Here is a 16,909-nt window from a genome sequence, read left to right on the forward strand (position 1 = left end):
CCAAAGGTCACTTAGTATGAGCGCGGAAGGCCGAGAACCTTCTCCGCGATAAAGCACATGATGAGTTGGATGCTGACGGGCGCGATGCGCAGCAGCATCGCTTCGCGCATATAGCGTTCGACGTGATATTCCTTGGCATATCCGAAGCCGCCATGGGTCAGCACCGCGGCCTCGCAGGCTTTGAACCCAGCTTCTCCGGCCAGATACTTGCCTGCATTGGCTTCGGTGCCGCAGGGCAGGCCTGCATCGTAGCGCCAGGCAGAATTCATCACCATGAGATTGGCGGCTTCCAGTTCCATCCAGCATTTGGCGAGTGGATGTTGGATGCCCTGATTTTGCCCGATGGGACGATCAAACACGATCCGCTCGTTGGCATATTGAGCCGCGCGCTTGAGCGCGACCCTGCCAAGCCCGATCGCCGCCGCAGCTGCGAGGGAGCGTTCAGGGTTCAGGCCGTGCAGGATATGATAAAAGCCTTTCCCCTCTTCACCGATCAGGTCGGTGGCAGGAACGGGAAGGTTTTCGATAAACAGCTCGTTGGAATCGACCGCCTTGCGGCCGAGTTTCTCGATTTCGTGAACATCGATAAAACGCCGGTCGAGGTCGGTGTAAAAGAGGCTCAGGCCGTCGGTCGACTTCTCGACCTCTTCCAAGGGTGTCGTCCGCGCCAGAATCAGCATTTTTTCGGCGACCTGCGCGGTACTGATCCAGACCTTGTGACCGCTTACGAAATAGGTGTCGCCCTCGCGCCGCGCGAAGGTCTTGAGCTGCGTGGTGTTGAGGCCGGTATTCGGTTCGGTCACCGCGAAGCAGGCTTTTTCAGCTCCCGCGATCAAAGGCGGAAGAATGCGCTTCTTCTGTTCTTCGCTGCCGAACACAACGACCGGGTTCAGGCCGAAGATGTTCATGTGAACGGCAGAAACACCGCTCATTCCCGCGCCCGATTCGCTGATGGCCTGAATAAGAACGGCGGCATCGAGGATCCCCAGTCCGGCGCCGCCATATTCCTCGGGCATGCAGATGCCGAGCCAGCCACCGTCGGCAATCGCCTTGTGAAAATCGAGCGGAAAGCCACCGTTGCGATCTCGGTCGAGCCAATATTCGGCGTCGAAACGAGCACATAGGCGCAAGACCGATTCCCGTATCTCGTTCTGCTGTCCTGTCATTTCAAAGTTCATGTGCAACGTGTCCGATTTGAATAATGAGATATTAATTGTGGAAATAGAGAGACTGCGGCGTCGTGTAGGCGAGGTAGCCATGCTCGCCGCCATCGACGCCGAGACCGGATTCCTTCTGCGGTTCGAAGTACCGGGCGGTCCCGAGTTCGGGACCAGTGGATCGCGCGGCATCGACCGAAGAAAAGATGGAGACGCCGCCCGCCCGGATATTGCGGGCGAGTTTGTAGCCGTGATCGGATCGCGCGGTCCAAACACTTGCCGACAGTCCGAACGCGGTGTCGTTAGCCAATGCGATTGCATCGTCCAAATCGTCGAACAGTTCGACGGTCATCAGGGGGCCGAAGACTTCTTCAGTTTGCAAGACCGATCCTCGGGGCAATCCGGTCACGATGCTGGGCGAAACATAATAACCGCTGCTGTCAGTGATTCCGCGTGGGCAGTCCAGGTCGACAAGCTCGCCCGTTGCACTGGCTGCCGTGTAATAGCCTTGCACCCTGGCGAGTTGGGCTCTGCTGGCGATCGGGCCAAGCCGCGTGCTCGCATCCGCCGGATCGCCAACCTGCCAGTCCCGAGCGGCAGCGATCAGGCCGTCGATCGCCTGTTGCTCTCGACCGCGCGGGATGAGCAGCCGCGTTTTGGCCACGCACCATTGGCCGGTGTTCCAGAAGGCGGAAAAGAATAGCAGCGGCCAGATCCGCTCGTCGTCGAAAGCGTCATCGAGCACGACTTGCGGCGACTTTCCACCGCACTCCAGCAGGACCGGTTTAAAGCTGGTGCTCGCCGCAGCGCGGGCAACCGCATGGCCGGTAACGCTGGAGCCGGTGAAGGCAACAAGGTTGAGATCGGGATGTTCCGCAAGGCGCGCCCCCGCTACCGGACCCTCGCCGATAACGACATTGAAGGCCCCGTCAGGCAGTCCGGCTTCCATTGCAAGACGAGCCAGCAGGAGCGTCGTCCTTGGGCAAAGCTCGGATGCCTTGACGACGATCGTGTTTCCTGCGGCAAGTGCCGGCGCAACCCGCAGAAGGACGTTCATGACGGGAACATTCCACGGGACGATCGCGCCGACGACGCCCCGCGCGCGGCGCAATACGACGCCCATTCGCCGCTCTTCGGAACGGAACATGTCGCCATTCACAGTGTCGATCTTTAAGGCATAGCTTCGAAGAATGTCGCCCGCTGAAGCGTTCAGGCCGGCGGCGTCGGTGCCGGGCCGGCCCACCTCGAGCATTTCGAGCAGCGTCAATTCTTCCGCATGCTCGTCGATCAAATTGGCATAGACGAGCAGCAATTTCTTGCGATCATAAGGCGAAAGCAAGCCCCAGCTATGTTCGAAACACCGGCGCGCGGACGAGACGGCAAGATCGACTATTCTGACGTCCGCCGTCTCCGTATCGCCGAGATCGGCATCGTTGGCCGGATTGCGATGTGCCATGGCCGAGCCTCCGCCGTCGACCGTCCGACCGTCGATCCAGGATGCCCGCAAACTGGTCATCAAGGCCGTTCCGCGCGGAATATCTGCCCGGCTCTGATTCATGGATATGCTCCCTCGCAATATCGGTCACGTCAATCGCGCCTACACAGGCAAGAATGGCTAAACTTGTCGTCGCGCCGAGGTCGATCCCGGTGGATTCTGGCCGTCCGGCTCATCGATCAGGACCGCCACCATATGTTCCAGCGCGGTGATCGCCACGACAGCAACATTGGCCCGGACCTAAGCCATGCCAGCGGTCGCAAGTACAAGATGCCGCCTGAGGCAAGATTTCTTCGATTTTTACGACGAAATTTACTCCTAAAATCTGTTTATTATTCCCAGAGCACGCAATCAAATATCAGTTTTATGCATCTTGATACTTTATTGATATCGAGCGCGACGGCCGGAGGGCGTCAGGGTGGGCTCATCTCACTAGCCCCGCTCTCCACGCGCTGGCGTTAAATTACTTCGCTGCCGACCATCCGCTCGACCGGCACGATCCGTCTATTTCTGACGATGTAGAGCGCGGTGCCAATGAGGGCCCATGCGACAAGCAATCCCCATTTGAAGGCCGCAGCCGCGTTGGTCGGCGCCGGCTGCACGAGTGCAAAAAAGACCATTCCCGAAGCCGCTACGATCGCGAGGATGCCTGCCGGGTAGCCGCCATATGCCTTAAAGCCAGAATGGCCTGGATCTCGCCTGCGCATCACCAATGTCGCAGCGCAGATCAGAACAAAAGTCAGTGCTATGCAGACCGACATGACATTGACGAGCGGTTCTATGAGTCCTTTGCCAAGGAAAACTCCGATAAAATTGAAAATCGCGACCGCGATGACACCCTTGCCCGGCGCCCCGGTCTTCGCGTTCACATGGGCGAAGACTGCCGGAATCATGCCCTCGCGCGATTGCGCAAAGAGGAGACGCACCGCTGTCATGAAAACCGAATTCCACGTTTTGATCAGTGAAATGATGAGCGCCAGCAGGAAAATTGTCTTCACGGCTCCGGACCAGGGCAGTCCGGAAAGCGCCTCGACCGGAGGCAGCCCGCTCGCCGCGAGTTCGCGCCATGGCGCCGCCTGGATGGCAGCCAGGATAACGATCAGGTAGAACAGGACCGCGCAGACGACGGCGGCAACGCACAACCGGACAACCGTCTCCTTCGACGTCGAAGGAGATCTTTCTTCAATGGTGTGCAAAACGCTTTGAAAGCCGGCCAGGATCATCGGCGCGGATCCGAAGACCCATGCGACTCCAACAAGCCAGGAGCCGCCATCGCCGGCCTGCCAGAACGGCTGCATATTCTGCACGGAGCCGTACGAAAATTCGAGCCCCACGGTCACGAAGACGATGGCCAGGAACATCATCGTCATGACATTTTGAAAGCGCACAAACGAATGGGCGCCTCGGTAGTTCAGCACGGCGATCACAAGGCAGCATGTCAATGCGAGGAAAAGCCCGCCAGCGCGAATTGGTTCGCCAAAAGCCATGTAAAGTGTCGGCCCAATCAATGTAGGCCATAAAATCTCGACAAGCCAGGACAGGGCGACGCCCTCGAAAATAAGGTTGCTAAGATAGACAATCGTCAGCAGCCAGCCGACGACAAATCCGGCATGCCGGCCGAATACGGCCGTGACGTAGGTTACTTCGCCGCCGGTTTGAGGAAAGCGGGATGCGAGTTCAGCATACATCGCCGCGACCATTGCGATGGCGGCTCCGCCCAGTGCGATCCCCAACATGGTCCCGGCCGGCCCGGCGTGCATCAGAAACCCGCCCAGAAGGACAACCCAAGACGTTCCCACGACGCCGCCAAATCCGAATATCGCGAATTGGGCCGGGCGGATGGTTTTCTGAAAACCGGGCCCCTCAGTTCCTTCCGGAATGCCGTCTTTAGGCACCGTCGTCACAAATGCCCCGCAATCCGGCCATCACCGGGCCGCTGACTATCGGCAGTGGAAGACTGTGCGGGCTTTGTGTCCACGCATGGCCGACGCACAGATCTAAAATTTCCTGACGCCAATTGCTGTTCCTGCCTTCACTTTGATGCTGCGCCAAAGATGATAGCAAGGGCCTGCGCGCCGATAAGTTCAAAGAACTTGCCGCAACTGACGAAGAAACTTCATCAATGGTGCACGTTCCTTGCCATGCTCGCGCAATAACCACGCCGGCGCGCGCCCATTCGCATGATTCCCGTGCGTCCTTGCGCTTGTCAGACTGGCAGGACGTCTCGCTGAACGTCGATGCTCCGCAAGTCTTCGCTGTTGTCTGGGTAAATGCCTTTGCCCGCAGCGAGATTTTGACTCCAACGGCATTCGCTCTAAACGCGAGAGGTCAACGGCGGAGTAGCAGATGGCTGAGAGAGTGCTTCCATTGCGAGGAATAGCGGTGTTTGAAGCGGCAGCACGCTCATCAAGTTTCCAAATTGCCGCTGACGAACTCAATCTCACGCCATCCGCCGTCAGCCATCAGATACGGTTGCTTGAGGAAATAATCGGAGTCCGGCTCTTTGACAGAGTTGGCAGAGGAGTCATTCTCACACCGGACGGGGCTGAATATGCCCTCTCTGTTCGTCAGGGCCTCGGCCGCTTGCGAACAGCGACAAGCGACATCCGAGCGCGGGGAAAGAAGGGCGGCAGCCTGGAAGTCGTTCGACTGGAGATGCCGCCTTCTTTCGCGCGGTGCTGGCTTGTTCCTCGCTTGGCCGATCTGATGTCCGAACTACCGAACATCGACATTCGACTGAATGCTCAAGGAAATTATTTGCATGCGAATCGGTCGCCTTTCCCGGAACTGGCCGATGCGCCTGCCGATGTGCAAATCGTGTACGGGGACAAGGGCACTTGGGGCGACAAAGCGTCGTTGCTTCTCACTGAAGTGTACCAACCCTATTGCACGCCTTCGTTTCTGAAGCAGCACAATATTCGACAGCCGGACGATCTTCTCCTGGTGAGATTGATCAGAACAGCCCTGAACATCGTGTCCTGGGACGAATGGTTGAACTTGCAAGGGATCGACATAGCCGGAAACTCGATGGGGACGGTCCAGATGGATCCCTCTCATCTGGCGATAAAGGCTGCCGGCGATGATGTCGGGATCATTTTGGAAAGCAGCGCCCTCGTCGCGCAAGAGGTGGCGGACGGGACTCTTATCGCCCCGTTTCCCAACCTTAGTCGTCCCGGTGTGGGATATTGGATGTATACACCCTCCGCACATAATCTGCGACCATGCGTCGAAGCAGTGAGGGACTGGATGGTAGCCATTGCCGCTGACAGGCGGGGCGATGACGGACCGACGATCGACCGAACCTCAAAATCGTGATCGAGAAGGCCGGTTAGCCTCGATCATGACCGTATCTCGTACCACGCATGTGCGGCGCGCGAGTTACTGACCGGCGTCGGCAGTGGCTTGGGTGATCGCAGCGTCGAGTACCTCAAGGCCAAAATCGATCTCGGTTTCGGTGCAGGTGATAGGGGGCGCAAGCCGCATCACGCCTGCGGAGAAAGCTCCTGTAATATTTGCCGACACGCCCAGCTCAAGTGCCAACGACGTCACCTTTGACGCGATCTCGGTTGAACTTTGACCGCAGTATGGTTCGAACTCGACGCCGAGAAGCAAACCGCGACCGCGCACATCGCCGATGCACCGGTGCTTTTGCATCAGATTCTGCAAACCCTTGAGCAGCCGAGCACCCAACATCTTGGCGTGGGGAACAAGTTGATCGCGCTCGATGACCTCCAGAACCTTCAAAGCGACGGCTGCAGGCAGCGGGTCGTTCACATGCGTGGTGGCAAACATGAACCCTTTCGAAACGCCGGCCTCGGCGATTTCATCTGTGGTCGAGACAGACGACATAGCCATCCCGGCACCAAGGGTTTTTGACAGGAGAAGAATGTCCGGAATGATATTGTCCCGCTCGAACGCAAACATCTCGCCGGTGCGTCCGAGGCTGGTTTGAGCTTCATCGAGGATCAACAGCATGCCCCGAGCGTGACAATGCGCCTTGAGCGCAGCGAGGTAACCAACGGGAAGGTCCAGAACGCCTCCCGTGCTCAGGATCGGCTCGGCGACAAACGCGGCGAGGTTGCCGGTCGATTGACGATCCAGCAAGTTGAAGCTGTCATCCAATTCCTGCTGCCACGTAACGCCGGGAAATCGAGGACGAAATGCATTCGGTGCCGGGATTGCAAAGGAGCCGGGCATAAGCGGCCCGTAGCCGCGACGTGCGACGGAATATGTGGCCGAAGCAGCCGCGCCGGTCGAACCATGATAGGACTGGCTGAAGCCAACGATTTCCCATTTTCCCGTAACGGCCTTCGCAAGCCGGAGCGCCGCCTCGACGGATTCTCCCCCTGTCGATAAAAACATTGACCTCGGCAGCTCGGGCACAAGTTTCGCCAACGCCACCGCGAGATCAATGACAGGCTTCGACACCATCATACTGAGCAGATGGTCGAGATTTCCCGCAGCTTCGGTCAGTGCCTCAACAAGATCGGGGTGCGCGTGGCCCAACACCGAACTCATTTGCCCGGACGTGAAATCAAGTACCTTACGGCCTTTAGCATCGTAGAGCCACGCACCCTCGGCACGCGCCGGTATAAACGGAACAAAATCACCGCTTACACCCATATACTTAAGCAAATTGCGATTGGCGGCCTCCCAAAGGGGGAGATCGGCTTCGCTTACATTGCCATTCATTCTAAAATACCTTCCAACGGGTCTAGCGATGTCGTTAGACGACCTTTTCAGACCGCCTGTTAGCCCGCTGCTATTGCCGGCGATAAGCGCAAATAGTTTGCCCGAATTGGTGAGGTCATTTCGCGAATCGTCGAGTGCGCTCAATTCCCCACCGCCGGGCAGCAGCACTCAATATCCACCACTGGGGACCCGATTAATTGGGCCTTTCGTTGGCACCTAGAAGGCCTTCAGGCTGCTTCAGACGATATCTGTAGGGGCTCGTACCGGTACGTCCACAAGCCCGGCCGTCGTCGCCAAGCCCCGACGAAGTGCACCGAGCACGAAGTCAGGCGACAGGCCGCGGTCGGTGGTCAACTGAAATTCCGCGCCAGTGAATAATTGCATGTGAATTTCGGTGGTTTCCGCAAGGCCCAGCGGCAGTTTCACAATCCCGAGTTTGGCCAAGCCGGCAAGGCTTTGCATGACGTCCTCGCGGTACAGAAACAAAAGCTTCGACAGACTTTCCGGATTATCCTGCATCTGAGTGAGTTCGGCTGAAAACTGCAAAGATAAGCGGAAGCGCTTGGACGTGGGCGAGCCCTTCTCGGGGCGCCCGTGAAAGAAAGTAGCGACATAGGCATCCCAGGACGTTGGCCGTGCGCTATTGAGCCGGTCGGCATGGTCGAGGACACAAGCCGCCGCGATCACTTCCTCTCGAGTCCGGAAATGCGTGTAAAGCGCGCCGTTCGAAATGTTCGCCGCGCGACAGATATCACGCTGCGATGTCGCATACACCCCCTTTTCCAGCAACACACCCAATGCGGCGCGCGCGATCGCCTCGCGTTGGCCTTGCGGCCTATTTCTTTGCCTGCGACCTGTCCCGCGTCTGGCGCGTCACCGAGGCGCTCGAATATGGCATCGTCGGGGTTAACACCGGACTGATTTCCACCGAAGTCGCGCCCTTCGGCGGTATCAAGGAATCGGGCCTCGGTCGCGAGGGATCGCACTACGGAATCGATGACTATCTCGAGATCAAATATGTCTGTGTGAATGTACGTGAAGGCTAACTCGGGCGGCCGCCGAGCGGTTGGCGACCATCGGCCTGCGCCAAGATACCGGGACGTGAGCAGGGTCTGTCGGATTCCCCGTGCCATGGATCACTTCCTTGTCTGGCTGGGCGAAGCCAGCAGTAAAGGCGTGCAACCGGTCGACATACGATTGTGCTTGCCATGAGCATTCGTGATTTCTTGCTGCTGATGGCGGCCAGTCTTTTCTAGGCATCGAACAATGTCCTGAGCAAGATCGTCGTCACCGATTGGGCCATCCCGCCGCTTTTCTATGCATCCTTGCGCTTTTCCGTTGTTGCGCTCCTCATGTTGCCTTGGCTGCTGCCGGTGCCGCGCCCATTCTGGCGCATTTCCGCGATCGCATTAACGCTGGGCGGAGGCAGTTTTGCCCTCGTTTTTCTGGGACTCAAAACCACGTCGCCGTCGGCGGCTGCGATCATCCTTCAGCTCGGTGTGCCCTTCACCGTGCTACTGTCGATTTTGTTGCTCGGAGAACGCATCCATTGGCGACGCGGGTTTGGCATCGCCCTGACGCTTGCGGGCGTTCTCGTGGTGTCGTGGAATCCGCATGGTCTTTCGCTGTCGACGGGTCTCTGGTTCGTCGCCGCAAGCGCCTTGGCGGGTGCTATCGGTGCCATCCTGATGAAGCAGGTCGGCGGCGTAAAGCCTTTTCGCTTTCAGGCTTGGGTGGGGCTTATCTCGGCGAGCGTGCTCGCGCCCCTGTCACTGACCCTGGAGTATCCGCCTCCGCTCTGATCGGAATATTTGGGAGCCGCGCATCGGCAAGTCAGGCGAAGCGTTAGGATAGGGATGTCCGATTACCGCGTTTTCAAACTATAAGCAGATCGTCTTCAATCGGCCAGCACCCGCCGAAATCTACGATTTTGTTCCGGTTGAAGCCAGTTCGCGAGCGACCGAAAGGAATGCGGCCAGCCCGGCGGACGGATGCCTCCGGCCTGGATAATAAAGACAGAGGCCGGGGAAGGGCGGGGTCCAGTCTTCAAGCAGGCGGACAAGCGTTCCTGCTTCGATATCGGCGATGACATCCTGTTCGAAATAAAAACCGATCCCGCGTCCCGCCATTACAGCGGCGCGGGACAGGTTGAACTCATCGAACGTCATGGGGCCGCTCACCTCGATCTGCGCTAGGTCGCCGCCCTTCTCGAAATGCCAACGGTAGAGCGCGCCATCGGGTAGGCGGACGCGAATGCAGTCGTGGGAAAGGAGATCGGTCGGCACCAGCGGTCCCGACCGTGTCTTTAGATAGGCTGGCGAGGCGACCGCCGCGAAGCGCTGCGCCTCACCGAGCGACAGGGCGATCATGTCGGTCGGAACGAGCGAGGCGACGCGAACGCCGAGATCGAAACCTTCGGCGACGATGTCGCGCAGCTGGCCCTCGGTCACGACGTCGACATGCATGTCGGGATAGCGGCGCGAATATTCCAGGAGCAAATGGGTGAAAGCGAGCGAGCGTACCGCGAAGGGCGGCGCATTGATCCGCAGTTTCCCGGAAGGAGTCTCGCCGCGGGCGCGCACGATCTCGATGGCTTCGCGGACATCCTGAAGCGAGGGACCAAGGCGATCGACGAAGACCCGCCCGGCGTCGGTCAATGCGACGCTCCGTGTCGTGCGGTTGAACAGGCGCACGCCAAGCTCGGTTTCGATCCGCGCGATCATGTGGCTGAGCGCCGTCGTCGACATGCCGAGATCAATGGCGGCCTGCCGGAAGGAGCCGCGCCGCGCAACTGCCAGCACAGCGTCCAAATCCCGAAGCGCCAGTCGCGACATTATCCCGAATCCTTCACTAGCTCATGCCAGATTGGCCTTCTTATCCGGATAGTGTGCTGGTCTTACAACAGAGGCAAGTCAAACGAAGGAGACTTGTCATGCAGACCAAGAGCGAATCCGACACCAATCAAAACGGCACCCAAGCGGTTGTCGCAGCCTTGCCGAAACCCATCGCCGACTTTGTCGAGGCCAATGCGCGGCTCGATGTGGGCGGCATGCTGAAGCCGTTTGCCGCCGATGTTCTTATCGTGGACAACGGCCACCGTCACGCGGGCCACCCCGAAATCAGGACGCTGTTCGAAGACGAGGTCGTCGCCGTGAAGGCCATCTTCACGCCGGACAGCGTGCGTTACGAGAAGGGCAGGATCGTCGTGGAAGGCCCGGCCCATGGCGACTTCAAGGGCAGCCCGATCCGCTTCACCTATGCCTTCACCCTCGAGAATGACCTGATCAAGACGCTGGAGATCACCCTATGAGCATTACCGTTGATCCGACCGAGTTCGCGGGCAAGCGCGTCGTCGTCAGCGGCGGCACCAAGGGTTTGGGCCGCGCCACCGTCGAGCGCTTCCTGGCTGGCGGCGCCCGGGTGATGACCGCCGCCCGCGGAAACCCCGAGCCCATTGCAGGCGTCGAGTTCGTCCGGGCCGATCTGACCACGGCGGCGGGCGGAGAAAGCCTCGCTGCAGCGGCGCTCGCGCAAATGGGCGGCGTCGACATCGTCGCCCATGTGATCGGCGGTTCATCCTCACCGGGCGGGGGCTTCGCCGCCCTGACCGACGATCACTGGCTCGCCGAACTGAACCTCAACCTTTTGGCCACGGTTCGCCTTGATCGACTTCTAATTCCGCAGATGGTCGAACGCGGCGCCGGCACGGTGGTACATGTCACCTCGATCCAGTCGGTCCTGCCGCTTCCGGAATCGACGACCGCCTACGCCGCCGCCAAGGCTGCGCTCAGGACCTACAGCAAGTCGGTGTCCAAGGAGCTCGGGCCGAAGGGGGTGCGGGTCAATATCGTCTCCCCCGGCTGGATCATGACCGACGCGTCCGAGGAACTGCTGAAGCGGATGCAGGCCGCCAATGGCGGTACGATCGAAGACGCGCGGCAAGTTGTTCTTGACGGCCTCGGCGGGATTCCGATCGGGCGTCCGGCCGATCCGCATGAGGTCGCCGATCTCATCGCCTATCTGGCTTCGGATCGCGCTGCCGCCATCCACGGCGCTGAGTTCGTCATCGACGGTGGCACCGTTCCGACCGTTTGAGGTCATTGCCCCGACGTTCGCACCTCGCAGCGGACGCGGCAGCCGGCAGGGACACGTCCGATCGCTTCGAGGGCAGGGACGTCGTCTCGCCGTGTCCGTTGCACGGCCGATCAGCATCGCATTTGGCGTGCTGTCATGCATTGCGGCACGAGAAGACACTCTGGTTCCCGAGGAGTCTTTCATGCCCAGATCATTCACCCCGACGGCGGCGCTGTGCCTTGCGGGCGCGCTGGCACTTGCTGCGCCCGTCGCGCACGCGCAGGAGGCCGCGCTGGCTGCTTCGCTGGTTGTCGGGACCAGGGTCTATGACCAGAATGGCGAACAGGTCGGCGAGATCGCGAAAGTGTCCGGAGACAGGGTTGCGGTGTCCATCGACGGCAACGGGCTCGTCGTGCCGAAGAATGCCTTTGTGAAGAGCGCCAAGGGCCCGGCGCTGAAAGCCCCGAAGGCGAAAATTGTCGCGGTCCTGAGGCAGGCCGAGGCCGATGCGGCGGCCGTCGATGGAGCATTGAAACCTGGCGCCGAGGTGCGGAGCGCCGACGGTGCCACGGTGCTCGGCAAGGTCATGGCGATGGCGCCTCAGGGCGCAATACTGACCACCAGCGAGGGCAATATCACCATGCCGCGGGCGGCATTTTTTCTGTCAGCGCGAGGGCTGGCGATGAAGGTCGATGAAAAGCAGTTCCTCGCCGGTGTCAGGGCGGCGCGGGCGCAAAAGAAGGGCGGTTAGAGGCAGGGACGCCCTGACATCAAGCGCGACATCAGGAGACCGGCATCATGGCGATCAAGCGGATGGATAATATGGGAATCTTCGTCGAGGACCTCGATGCGACGGTGGATTTCTTTCTCGAACTCGGCCTCGAGCTCGAGGGGCGGGCTACGATCGAAGGCGAATGGGCGGGCCGTGTCACGGGTCTCGGCGACCAGCATGTCGAAGTTGCGATGATGCGCACACCGGACGGCCATAGCAGGCTTGAGCTTTCTCGCTTTTTGCGGCCGTCCGTCGCTGCTGATCACCGAAACGCCCCCGTCAACGCCCTGGGCTATCTTCGCGCGATGTTCGCCGTCGACGACATCGACGACACGCTGGAACGGGTTCGCGCGCGCGGCGCGGAGCTCGTAGGCGAGGTCGTCGACTATCAGGACATATACCGGCTCTGCTACATCCGTGGACCCGAAGGGATTCTCATCGGGCTTGCCGAGGAGCTGGGTTGAGCATTGGTCGGCTACCGGCCTTTTGGTGCACTGGCGTTCATGTGCTAGCGTTGGGCAAACACATCGGAGCCGCAGCGATGGGAAGCAATGCCGACCATGACCTTTGGGGTCAGGTGCTCGCACTCGAAACCCGATATGGCGACCGCGCGCCGGCAATCATTGCCGATAGGATTCAGGCGCTTCGTGCCCGCGGCGAAGACCAGGAAGCCGAATTCTGGTCCCAGGTTGCGGACTGTCTGAACGATCTTCATTCAATCCGTTACTTCGGCGGGCGACGAGCGGCCGACCCGTCGTCACCCGCATCGACTGGTCCCGCTGCGATGGGGGCAGCGGCGGCGCGGTACTGACGTCCGTCTCAAGACCCGGCAAGCCGTGCCCACGCGGCCGCAAAGCTCCGGTGGTGGTGCAAATCCTGACCGCAGCGCCGAACCACTCATGGCTTGTCGAGCGAACTGCCAATGACCAAATAACCTTCGGCAACCGGAAAGAGGTCATATTTGTCGAAAATCGTGAATGGCGCCAGCCTGCAACCGCGCTCGGGCAACGCACCGAAAAAGATCGTCTTGCTGTTGCACGGCTTCGGATCGAGCGGCACCGACATGATTTCGCTCGCCCCCCAGTGGCAGGAGGCGCTCCCCGACACGCTGTTCCTCGCGCCGCACGCGCCGCAGCGTTGCAGCATGATGGGCGCGGGCTATCAATGGTGGGGCCTGTCGGGATTTGCACCCTCGGCACTGGCCGCCGGCGCGGCATCGGCAGCGCCGACGATCGACGCCTTCATCGACCGCAAGCTTGCCCAATATGAACTGACCGAAGCCGATCTGGCGCTCGTCGGTTTCAGCCAGGGCACGATGATGGCGCTTCATGTCGGTCTGCGTCGGCCGCGCGCCGTCGCCGCGATCGTCGGTTACTCGGGCATGCTCGCCGGAACGCTCGGCCTTGTCCATGACGCCTCCCCAAAGCCGCCGGTGCTGTTGGTGCACGGCACGGCCGATCCGGTCGTGCCGATTGCCGCGCTCCACATGTCCGAAAGCGAACTCAAGCGCCTGGGCGTCGATGTCACGACGCACATTTCCTATGGCGTGGGCCACAGCGTCGATCCGGTCGGATTGCGGCTCGGCCGCGATTTCATCGCCGAGGCCTTCGCCCGATCGTCGTGACGGCTATGCGCCTTCAGCCCCGGTCGGGGCTCGGCGGCGCATCCCCGAAAGCTCTGATCACGCGAGCAGGCGCCTGAGGAAGTAAATCCGGAACAGGTCGAGCAGCGCTTCCGCCGTCTCATTGTCGTTGGCGGACGCCACGACCTGGCGCCCGCCATCGGCCGCGCCGGAAAATTCGAACGGGTGGAGCCCCGTCAGCCGCAGCCGTGCCGGATCGAGCCCGTCGCGGCGCAGGGCGGCATGCGCGGCATCGTCGATCGACAATCCGACCCAGATGCCCGCGCTGCGCGCCGCGATCTGCTGGATATCGCCATATTCGCCCGCGATCAGAAGCTCTGCCCTGCCGTCCATTCGATCCCCCTGGTCCGCGCCCTCGTCGCCGTCGAAAACCCGCTGCGGACCGCCCCGTCCGCGAATCCGGAGACCGCGCGCTCACGCCTTGCTCCGATCCCCCGGCGCTGGCCATGCCAATTTCGATGAAGCGTTCAGCAAAAATTCTTTAGCCGCGCTTCGTGCCTGTCACCGCCGGGACCATTCCGGTGCCCGAGGCGACGCGGTCCCCGCGTCCAAAAAGCGCCGTTCTTTCCGTCCTCCGCATGCGCTGCGGCCCTTTGCGTGCGCGCCGTTTCCTTAGGCCCGGCCTGTCCCTGCTCACGCTCCAGGGATGGTCTCCGGCGAGACCTACGTCTCGCTGAGCCTTGCGGCACTCGAGTTCGGACCGCGCCGCCTCGACCGCATCGCTCATTCCATCCAAATCGGCGATTCACGACCGATACGGACTGGATTGAAGACGGCCCGTTTTTCGGATTCGGGCATTCGATTGCCGTGCCCGGAACCGCCTTGCCGGGACCCGCCACAGCTTGCCCAAAACCAGATCAAGCGCATCATTTTGTGAATCGAACAAGCGTTAGACCGTCAGAAATGTGGGGGTGAGTGTGGGGGTAAGAAACTCTCATTAAAAGAAAAAATAAATTAAATCAATGGTTTAATATATAGGTTCGATACAAGCCCTGCCACCATCTTTCCCGGAATAGCGCGAAAATGCATATGGGCTTGGCCTCGGGCCTTGGGCGGTTCCGGATTCGCACATCGGCGTGGGAATCCGCCGGAGCAGCGGCTCGGTCGTCGGCGGCGCGCGCGCGAGTGCATCACGCGCAATCCCCGGCAAGAATTCCGCTTCGTTTGCGGCAAAAGCCGCCACGATGATCGATATGGGCTAGGTTTCCGGCTGGCCGATCGGGATGCTCAGCGTGCTGGGATGCGCTGTATCGTGATAGAGCCGCACGGTGACGGTGCGGGCGTCGGCCATGGTCTCGTCGACCACGGGCTTGCCGCTGTTATAGTTTTTTTGCCACTTCAGATCGTGGTTCGGCTTCACCACGAGTCGCAGGCGGCAGCCCTTCCTGATCAGCCGCGAGATGAAGAAGAAGCCGTCGAAGTCATATCGTAGCGGTTCCTTGGTGGCGATCAGCTTTTCGGTCCGCAGCCCTTCGCGATAGCGGGCGCGCTTGTGCTGCTCGGTCAGGAACATGCTCGAGCCATCGGGCGCGATTTCATAGATCGAGACCATGAAATCGGTGTCCGGCGTATCGATCGCGATCGACGCGTTGAATTTGAAGAAGCCGGTGACTTCGGTGTCCTTCTCGAACGGCTCGCTGTGATAGATCAGCTTGCCCCCCGCATTGGCGGCGACCAGCGTCTGGCCGGTCGTGTGCCATTCGGTCAGCGACGCCTCGAGCCGTAGGCCGCTCAGATCGCGCGGATCATAGATAAAATGATCGGGCTCCGCCTTTTTCGCGGGCTTGGGTTTGAGCGTTCCTGACGCATAGACATTATCGGGATTGCCGGACGAGTGCAGGTGCAGCGTTTCATAGCGCGCGGTGGCGGCTTCGATCGTGTCGGCATAGCGCCACTTGTCGGCGACCATCACATAATGGGCGAATTTCTTCTTGAGGAATTCGGGCCGCGGGCCGTCTTCCATCGCGAAGGCGTACCAGTCGCGGTGCAGCTTCTTCATGTCGAGCACGCTCGCCTGACCGACCTTGATGCCATAGAATTCGGCGGTGGGATTGCGCACCTCGTCATGGCCCCACGGGCCGATCACCAGATAATGATTGGCCTTTGCACCGGCATGTTTGAGATGCTGGCGATGGAATTCGAGCGTGCCGAGCTGGTCGCCGTCATAGATGCCGCACAGCGACAGCACCGGCATGGTCAGCCGGGCAAGCTGCTCGGGCAGGGGATTGAGCTGGTCGTAATATTCGTCCTGCTGCGGATGCTTGATCCATTCTTCGAACGGTTTGGATTCGAAGCCGAAAAACTCCGGCATCTTGCGGAACGGCAGGCCGGATTCGAGGAAACGCAGATATTCCTTGCCCCAGTTCGCGTCGGCAAAAGCGTTGTTTCGCCGTGTGTTGCCCTTGACGAAGGTCATCCACTGCCCGCCGGCATAGTTGAAGAAGATATTGTAGCGGATCGGAAAATCAAAGCCGGCGTAGGCGGGGGCCGAGGGGATGATCGTCGCGAGCCCTTTGGGATCGCCGCGCACGGTTGCCCATTGCGTGTAACCGACCCACGACAGGCCGCACATGCCGACCCGGCCATTGCAGAAGGGCTGCTCGACGATCCACTCGACGATGTCGTGGCCGTCGTTCGGCTCGGTACCGAAGGGAGAAAATTCGCCATTCGAATCGCCGCGCCCGCGCATGTCGACCGCGAGGAACGGGTAGCCGTTCTGCGAAAAGCTGAGGCCTTCGGCATGGTAGCCGTCAGCCGTATAGGGCGTCAGCGCAAAGATCGTCGGCCGCGGTGTCCTGACGCCGCGCGGCAGGTAGAGCGTTGCGCCCAGATGCACACCATCGCGCATCGGGATGCGCACTTCATATTTGATCTGTGCCGAAAATTTGGGCTCGGCCGCCGTCTCGTCCAGATTGGCCAGCGCTGCTTTTGCGGCGGGGGCGGAGGCCAGCGTCAGCGCCGAGGTCGCGGACAAAAGATATTCCCTGCGGTTCACGCTTGCCTCCCATGATTTTCGTATACGTTATTCTATTTCCTTTCCTCGTCAAGCGTGAATGGAACCGCCTTCCGGCGCCGTT

16 protein-coding genes and 1 pseudogene are annotated in these 16,909 nt (G+C 60.3%); 9 read left to right on the top strand and 8 right to left on the bottom strand.

Translation table 11 applies throughout. From position 1 onward, the window contains the following. Nucleotides 1–11 precede the first annotated feature (11 nt). The 3 genes from FHR22_RS04960 to FHR22_RS04970 all read right to left on the bottom strand — a co-directional run bounded on the left by FHR22_RS04960 (nt 12) and on the right by FHR22_RS04970 (nt 4,556). On the bottom strand, nt 12–1,178 hold the full coding sequence (locus FHR22_RS04960; protein ID WP_166939537.1) for an acyl-CoA dehydrogenase family protein: 1,167 nt from the start codon (nt 1,176–1,178) through the stop codon (nt 12–14). 31 nt (nt 1,179–1,209) lie between these two features. Beyond that, nucleotides 1,210–2,715, bottom strand: coding sequence for an aldehyde dehydrogenase family protein (locus tag FHR22_RS04965; protein WP_166939540.1), 1,506 nt, complete (start codon nt 2,713–2,715; stop codon nt 1,210–1,212). Nucleotides 2,716–3,110: 395 nt separating this feature from the next. Continuing rightward, nucleotides 3,111–4,556, bottom strand: a complete 1,446-nt coding sequence (locus FHR22_RS04970) for an amino acid permease (protein ID WP_166939542.1) — start codon at nt 4,554–4,556, stop codon at nt 3,111–3,113. Between the two features lie 442 nt (nt 4,557–4,998). Here FHR22_RS04970 and FHR22_RS04975 point away from each other — a divergent pair, with 442 nt between their 5' ends. Further along, a complete protein-coding gene (locus FHR22_RS04975; protein WP_166939545.1) occupies nt 4,999–5,967 on the top strand; it encodes a LysR family transcriptional regulator in 969 nt (322 codons plus the stop codon). 63 nt (nt 5,968–6,030) lie between these two features. Here FHR22_RS04975 and FHR22_RS04980 read toward each other — a convergent pair whose 3' ends face one another. Both FHR22_RS04980 and FHR22_RS04985 read right to left on the bottom strand, forming a co-directional pair. Beyond that, on the bottom strand, nt 6,031–7,512 hold the full coding sequence (locus FHR22_RS04980; RefSeq protein WP_208417486.1) for an aminotransferase class III-fold pyridoxal phosphate-dependent enzyme: 1,482 nt from the start codon (nt 7,510–7,512) through the stop codon (nt 6,031–6,033). Between the two features lie 69 nt (nt 7,513–7,581). Then, nucleotides 7,582–8,136 carry a TetR/AcrR family transcriptional regulator gene (locus tag FHR22_RS04985; RefSeq protein ID WP_341786553.1) on the bottom strand — a complete coding sequence of 185 codons (555 nt, stop codon included), beginning with the start codon at nt 8,134–8,136 and terminating at the stop codon, nt 7,582–7,584. A 14-nt stretch (nt 8,137–8,150) separates the two neighbouring features. Here FHR22_RS04985 and FHR22_RS04990 point away from each other — a divergent pair. Together FHR22_RS04990 and FHR22_RS04995 are read left to right on the top strand one after the other, a co-directional pair. Beyond that, nucleotides 8,151–8,390 (top strand): annotated as a pseudogene (locus FHR22_RS04990) (aldehyde dehydrogenase family protein); the annotation flags it as partial. Nucleotides 8,391–8,615: 225 nt separating this feature from the next. After that, a complete protein-coding gene (locus tag FHR22_RS04995; RefSeq protein ID WP_208417555.1) occupies nt 8,616–9,146 on the top strand; it encodes a DMT family transporter in 531 nt (176 codons plus the stop codon). A 120-nt stretch (nt 9,147–9,266) separates the two neighbouring features. Here FHR22_RS04995 and FHR22_RS05000 read toward each other — a convergent pair whose 3' ends face one another. Further along, nucleotides 9,267–10,178: a LysR family transcriptional regulator gene (locus tag FHR22_RS05000; protein WP_166939549.1), complete on the bottom strand. Its 912-nt coding sequence runs from the start codon at nt 10,176–10,178 to the stop codon at nt 9,267–9,269. Between the two features lie 98 nt (nt 10,179–10,276). Between FHR22_RS05000 and FHR22_RS05005 the strand changes: the two genes are divergently transcribed. From FHR22_RS05005 to FHR22_RS05030, 6 genes are all read left to right on the top strand, one after another. Next, a complete protein-coding gene (locus tag FHR22_RS05005; protein ID WP_166939552.1) occupies nt 10,277–10,654 on the top strand; it encodes a nuclear transport factor 2-like protein in 378 nt (125 codons plus the stop codon). After that, nucleotides 10,651–11,439: an SDR family oxidoreductase gene (locus FHR22_RS05010; RefSeq protein WP_166939554.1), complete on the top strand. Its 789-nt coding sequence runs from the start codon at nt 10,651–10,653 to the stop codon at nt 11,437–11,439. Before FHR22_RS05005 ends, FHR22_RS05010 begins: the two co-directional genes overlap by 4 nt. 181 nt (nt 11,440–11,620) lie before the next feature. Further along, entirely contained in the window at nt 11,621–12,169 is a 549-nt protein-coding gene (locus FHR22_RS05015) for a hypothetical protein (protein ID WP_166939556.1), read from the top strand. 47 nt (nt 12,170–12,216) lie between these two features. Next, entirely contained in the window at nt 12,217–12,654 is a 438-nt protein-coding gene (locus FHR22_RS05020) for a VOC family protein (RefSeq protein WP_166939558.1), read from the top strand. Nucleotides 12,655–12,731: 77 nt separating this feature from the next. After that, entirely contained in the window at nt 12,732–13,001 is a 270-nt protein-coding gene (locus FHR22_RS22745) for a DUF6961 family protein (protein WP_425057415.1), read from the top strand. A gap of 150 nt (nt 13,002–13,151) precedes the next feature. After that, on the top strand, nt 13,152–13,814 hold the full coding sequence (locus tag FHR22_RS05030) for an alpha/beta hydrolase (RefSeq protein WP_208417487.1): 663 nt from the start codon (nt 13,152–13,154) through the stop codon (nt 13,812–13,814). 57 nt (nt 13,815–13,871) lie between these two features. Here the strand turns inward: FHR22_RS05030 and FHR22_RS05035 are convergent, their stop codons facing one another. Beyond that, nucleotides 13,872–14,165, bottom strand: a complete 294-nt coding sequence (locus FHR22_RS05035; protein ID WP_166939563.1) for a hypothetical protein — start codon at nt 14,163–14,165, stop codon at nt 13,872–13,874. Nucleotides 14,166–15,030: 865 nt separating this feature from the next. Next, entirely contained in the window at nt 15,031–16,827 is a 1,797-nt protein-coding gene (locus tag FHR22_RS05040; protein ID WP_166939565.1) for a CocE/NonD family hydrolase, read from the bottom strand. Between the last annotated feature and the right edge of the window lie 82 nt (nt 16,828–16,909).

The sequence above is a fragment of the Sphingopyxis panaciterrae genome, from assembly GCF_011762125.1.
In the GTDB taxonomy this organism is placed as follows: Bacteria; Pseudomonadota; Alphaproteobacteria; order Sphingomonadales; family Sphingomonadaceae; genus Sphingopyxis; species Sphingopyxis panaciterrae.

What these genes read in the sequence shown, in the direction of transcription:
- FHR22_RS04960 (WP_166939537.1), bottom strand. Translation starts at nt 1,178, where the DNA reads ATGAACTTTGAAATGACAGGACAGCAGAACGAGATACGGGAATCGGTC.
- FHR22_RS04965 (WP_166939540.1), bottom strand. Translation starts at nt 2,715, where the DNA reads ATGAATCAGAGCCGGGCAGATATTCCGCGCGGAACGGCCTTGATGACC.
- FHR22_RS04975 (WP_166939545.1), top strand. Translation starts at nt 4,999, where the DNA reads ATGGCTGAGAGAGTGCTTCCATTGCGAGGAATAGCGGTGTTTGAAGCG.
- FHR22_RS05000 (WP_166939549.1), bottom strand. Translation starts at nt 10,178, where the DNA reads ATGTCGCGACTGGCGCTTCGGGATTTGGACGCTGTGCTGGCAGTTGCG.
- FHR22_RS05005 (WP_166939552.1), top strand. Translation starts at nt 10,277, where the DNA reads ATGCAGACCAAGAGCGAATCCGACACCAATCAAAACGGCACCCAAGCG.
- FHR22_RS05010 (WP_166939554.1), top strand. Translation starts at nt 10,651, where the DNA reads ATGAGCATTACCGTTGATCCGACCGAGTTCGCGGGCAAGCGCGTCGTC.
- FHR22_RS05015 (WP_166939556.1), top strand. Translation starts at nt 11,621, where the DNA reads ATGCCCAGATCATTCACCCCGACGGCGGCGCTGTGCCTTGCGGGCGCG.
- FHR22_RS05020 (WP_166939558.1), top strand. Translation starts at nt 12,217, where the DNA reads ATGGCGATCAAGCGGATGGATAATATGGGAATCTTCGTCGAGGACCTC.
- FHR22_RS22745 (WP_425057415.1), top strand. Translation starts at nt 12,732, where the DNA reads ATGGGAAGCAATGCCGACCATGACCTTTGGGGTCAGGTGCTCGCACTC.
- FHR22_RS05035 (WP_166939563.1), bottom strand. Translation starts at nt 14,165, where the DNA reads ATGGACGGCAGGGCAGAGCTTCTGATCGCGGGCGAATATGGCGATATC.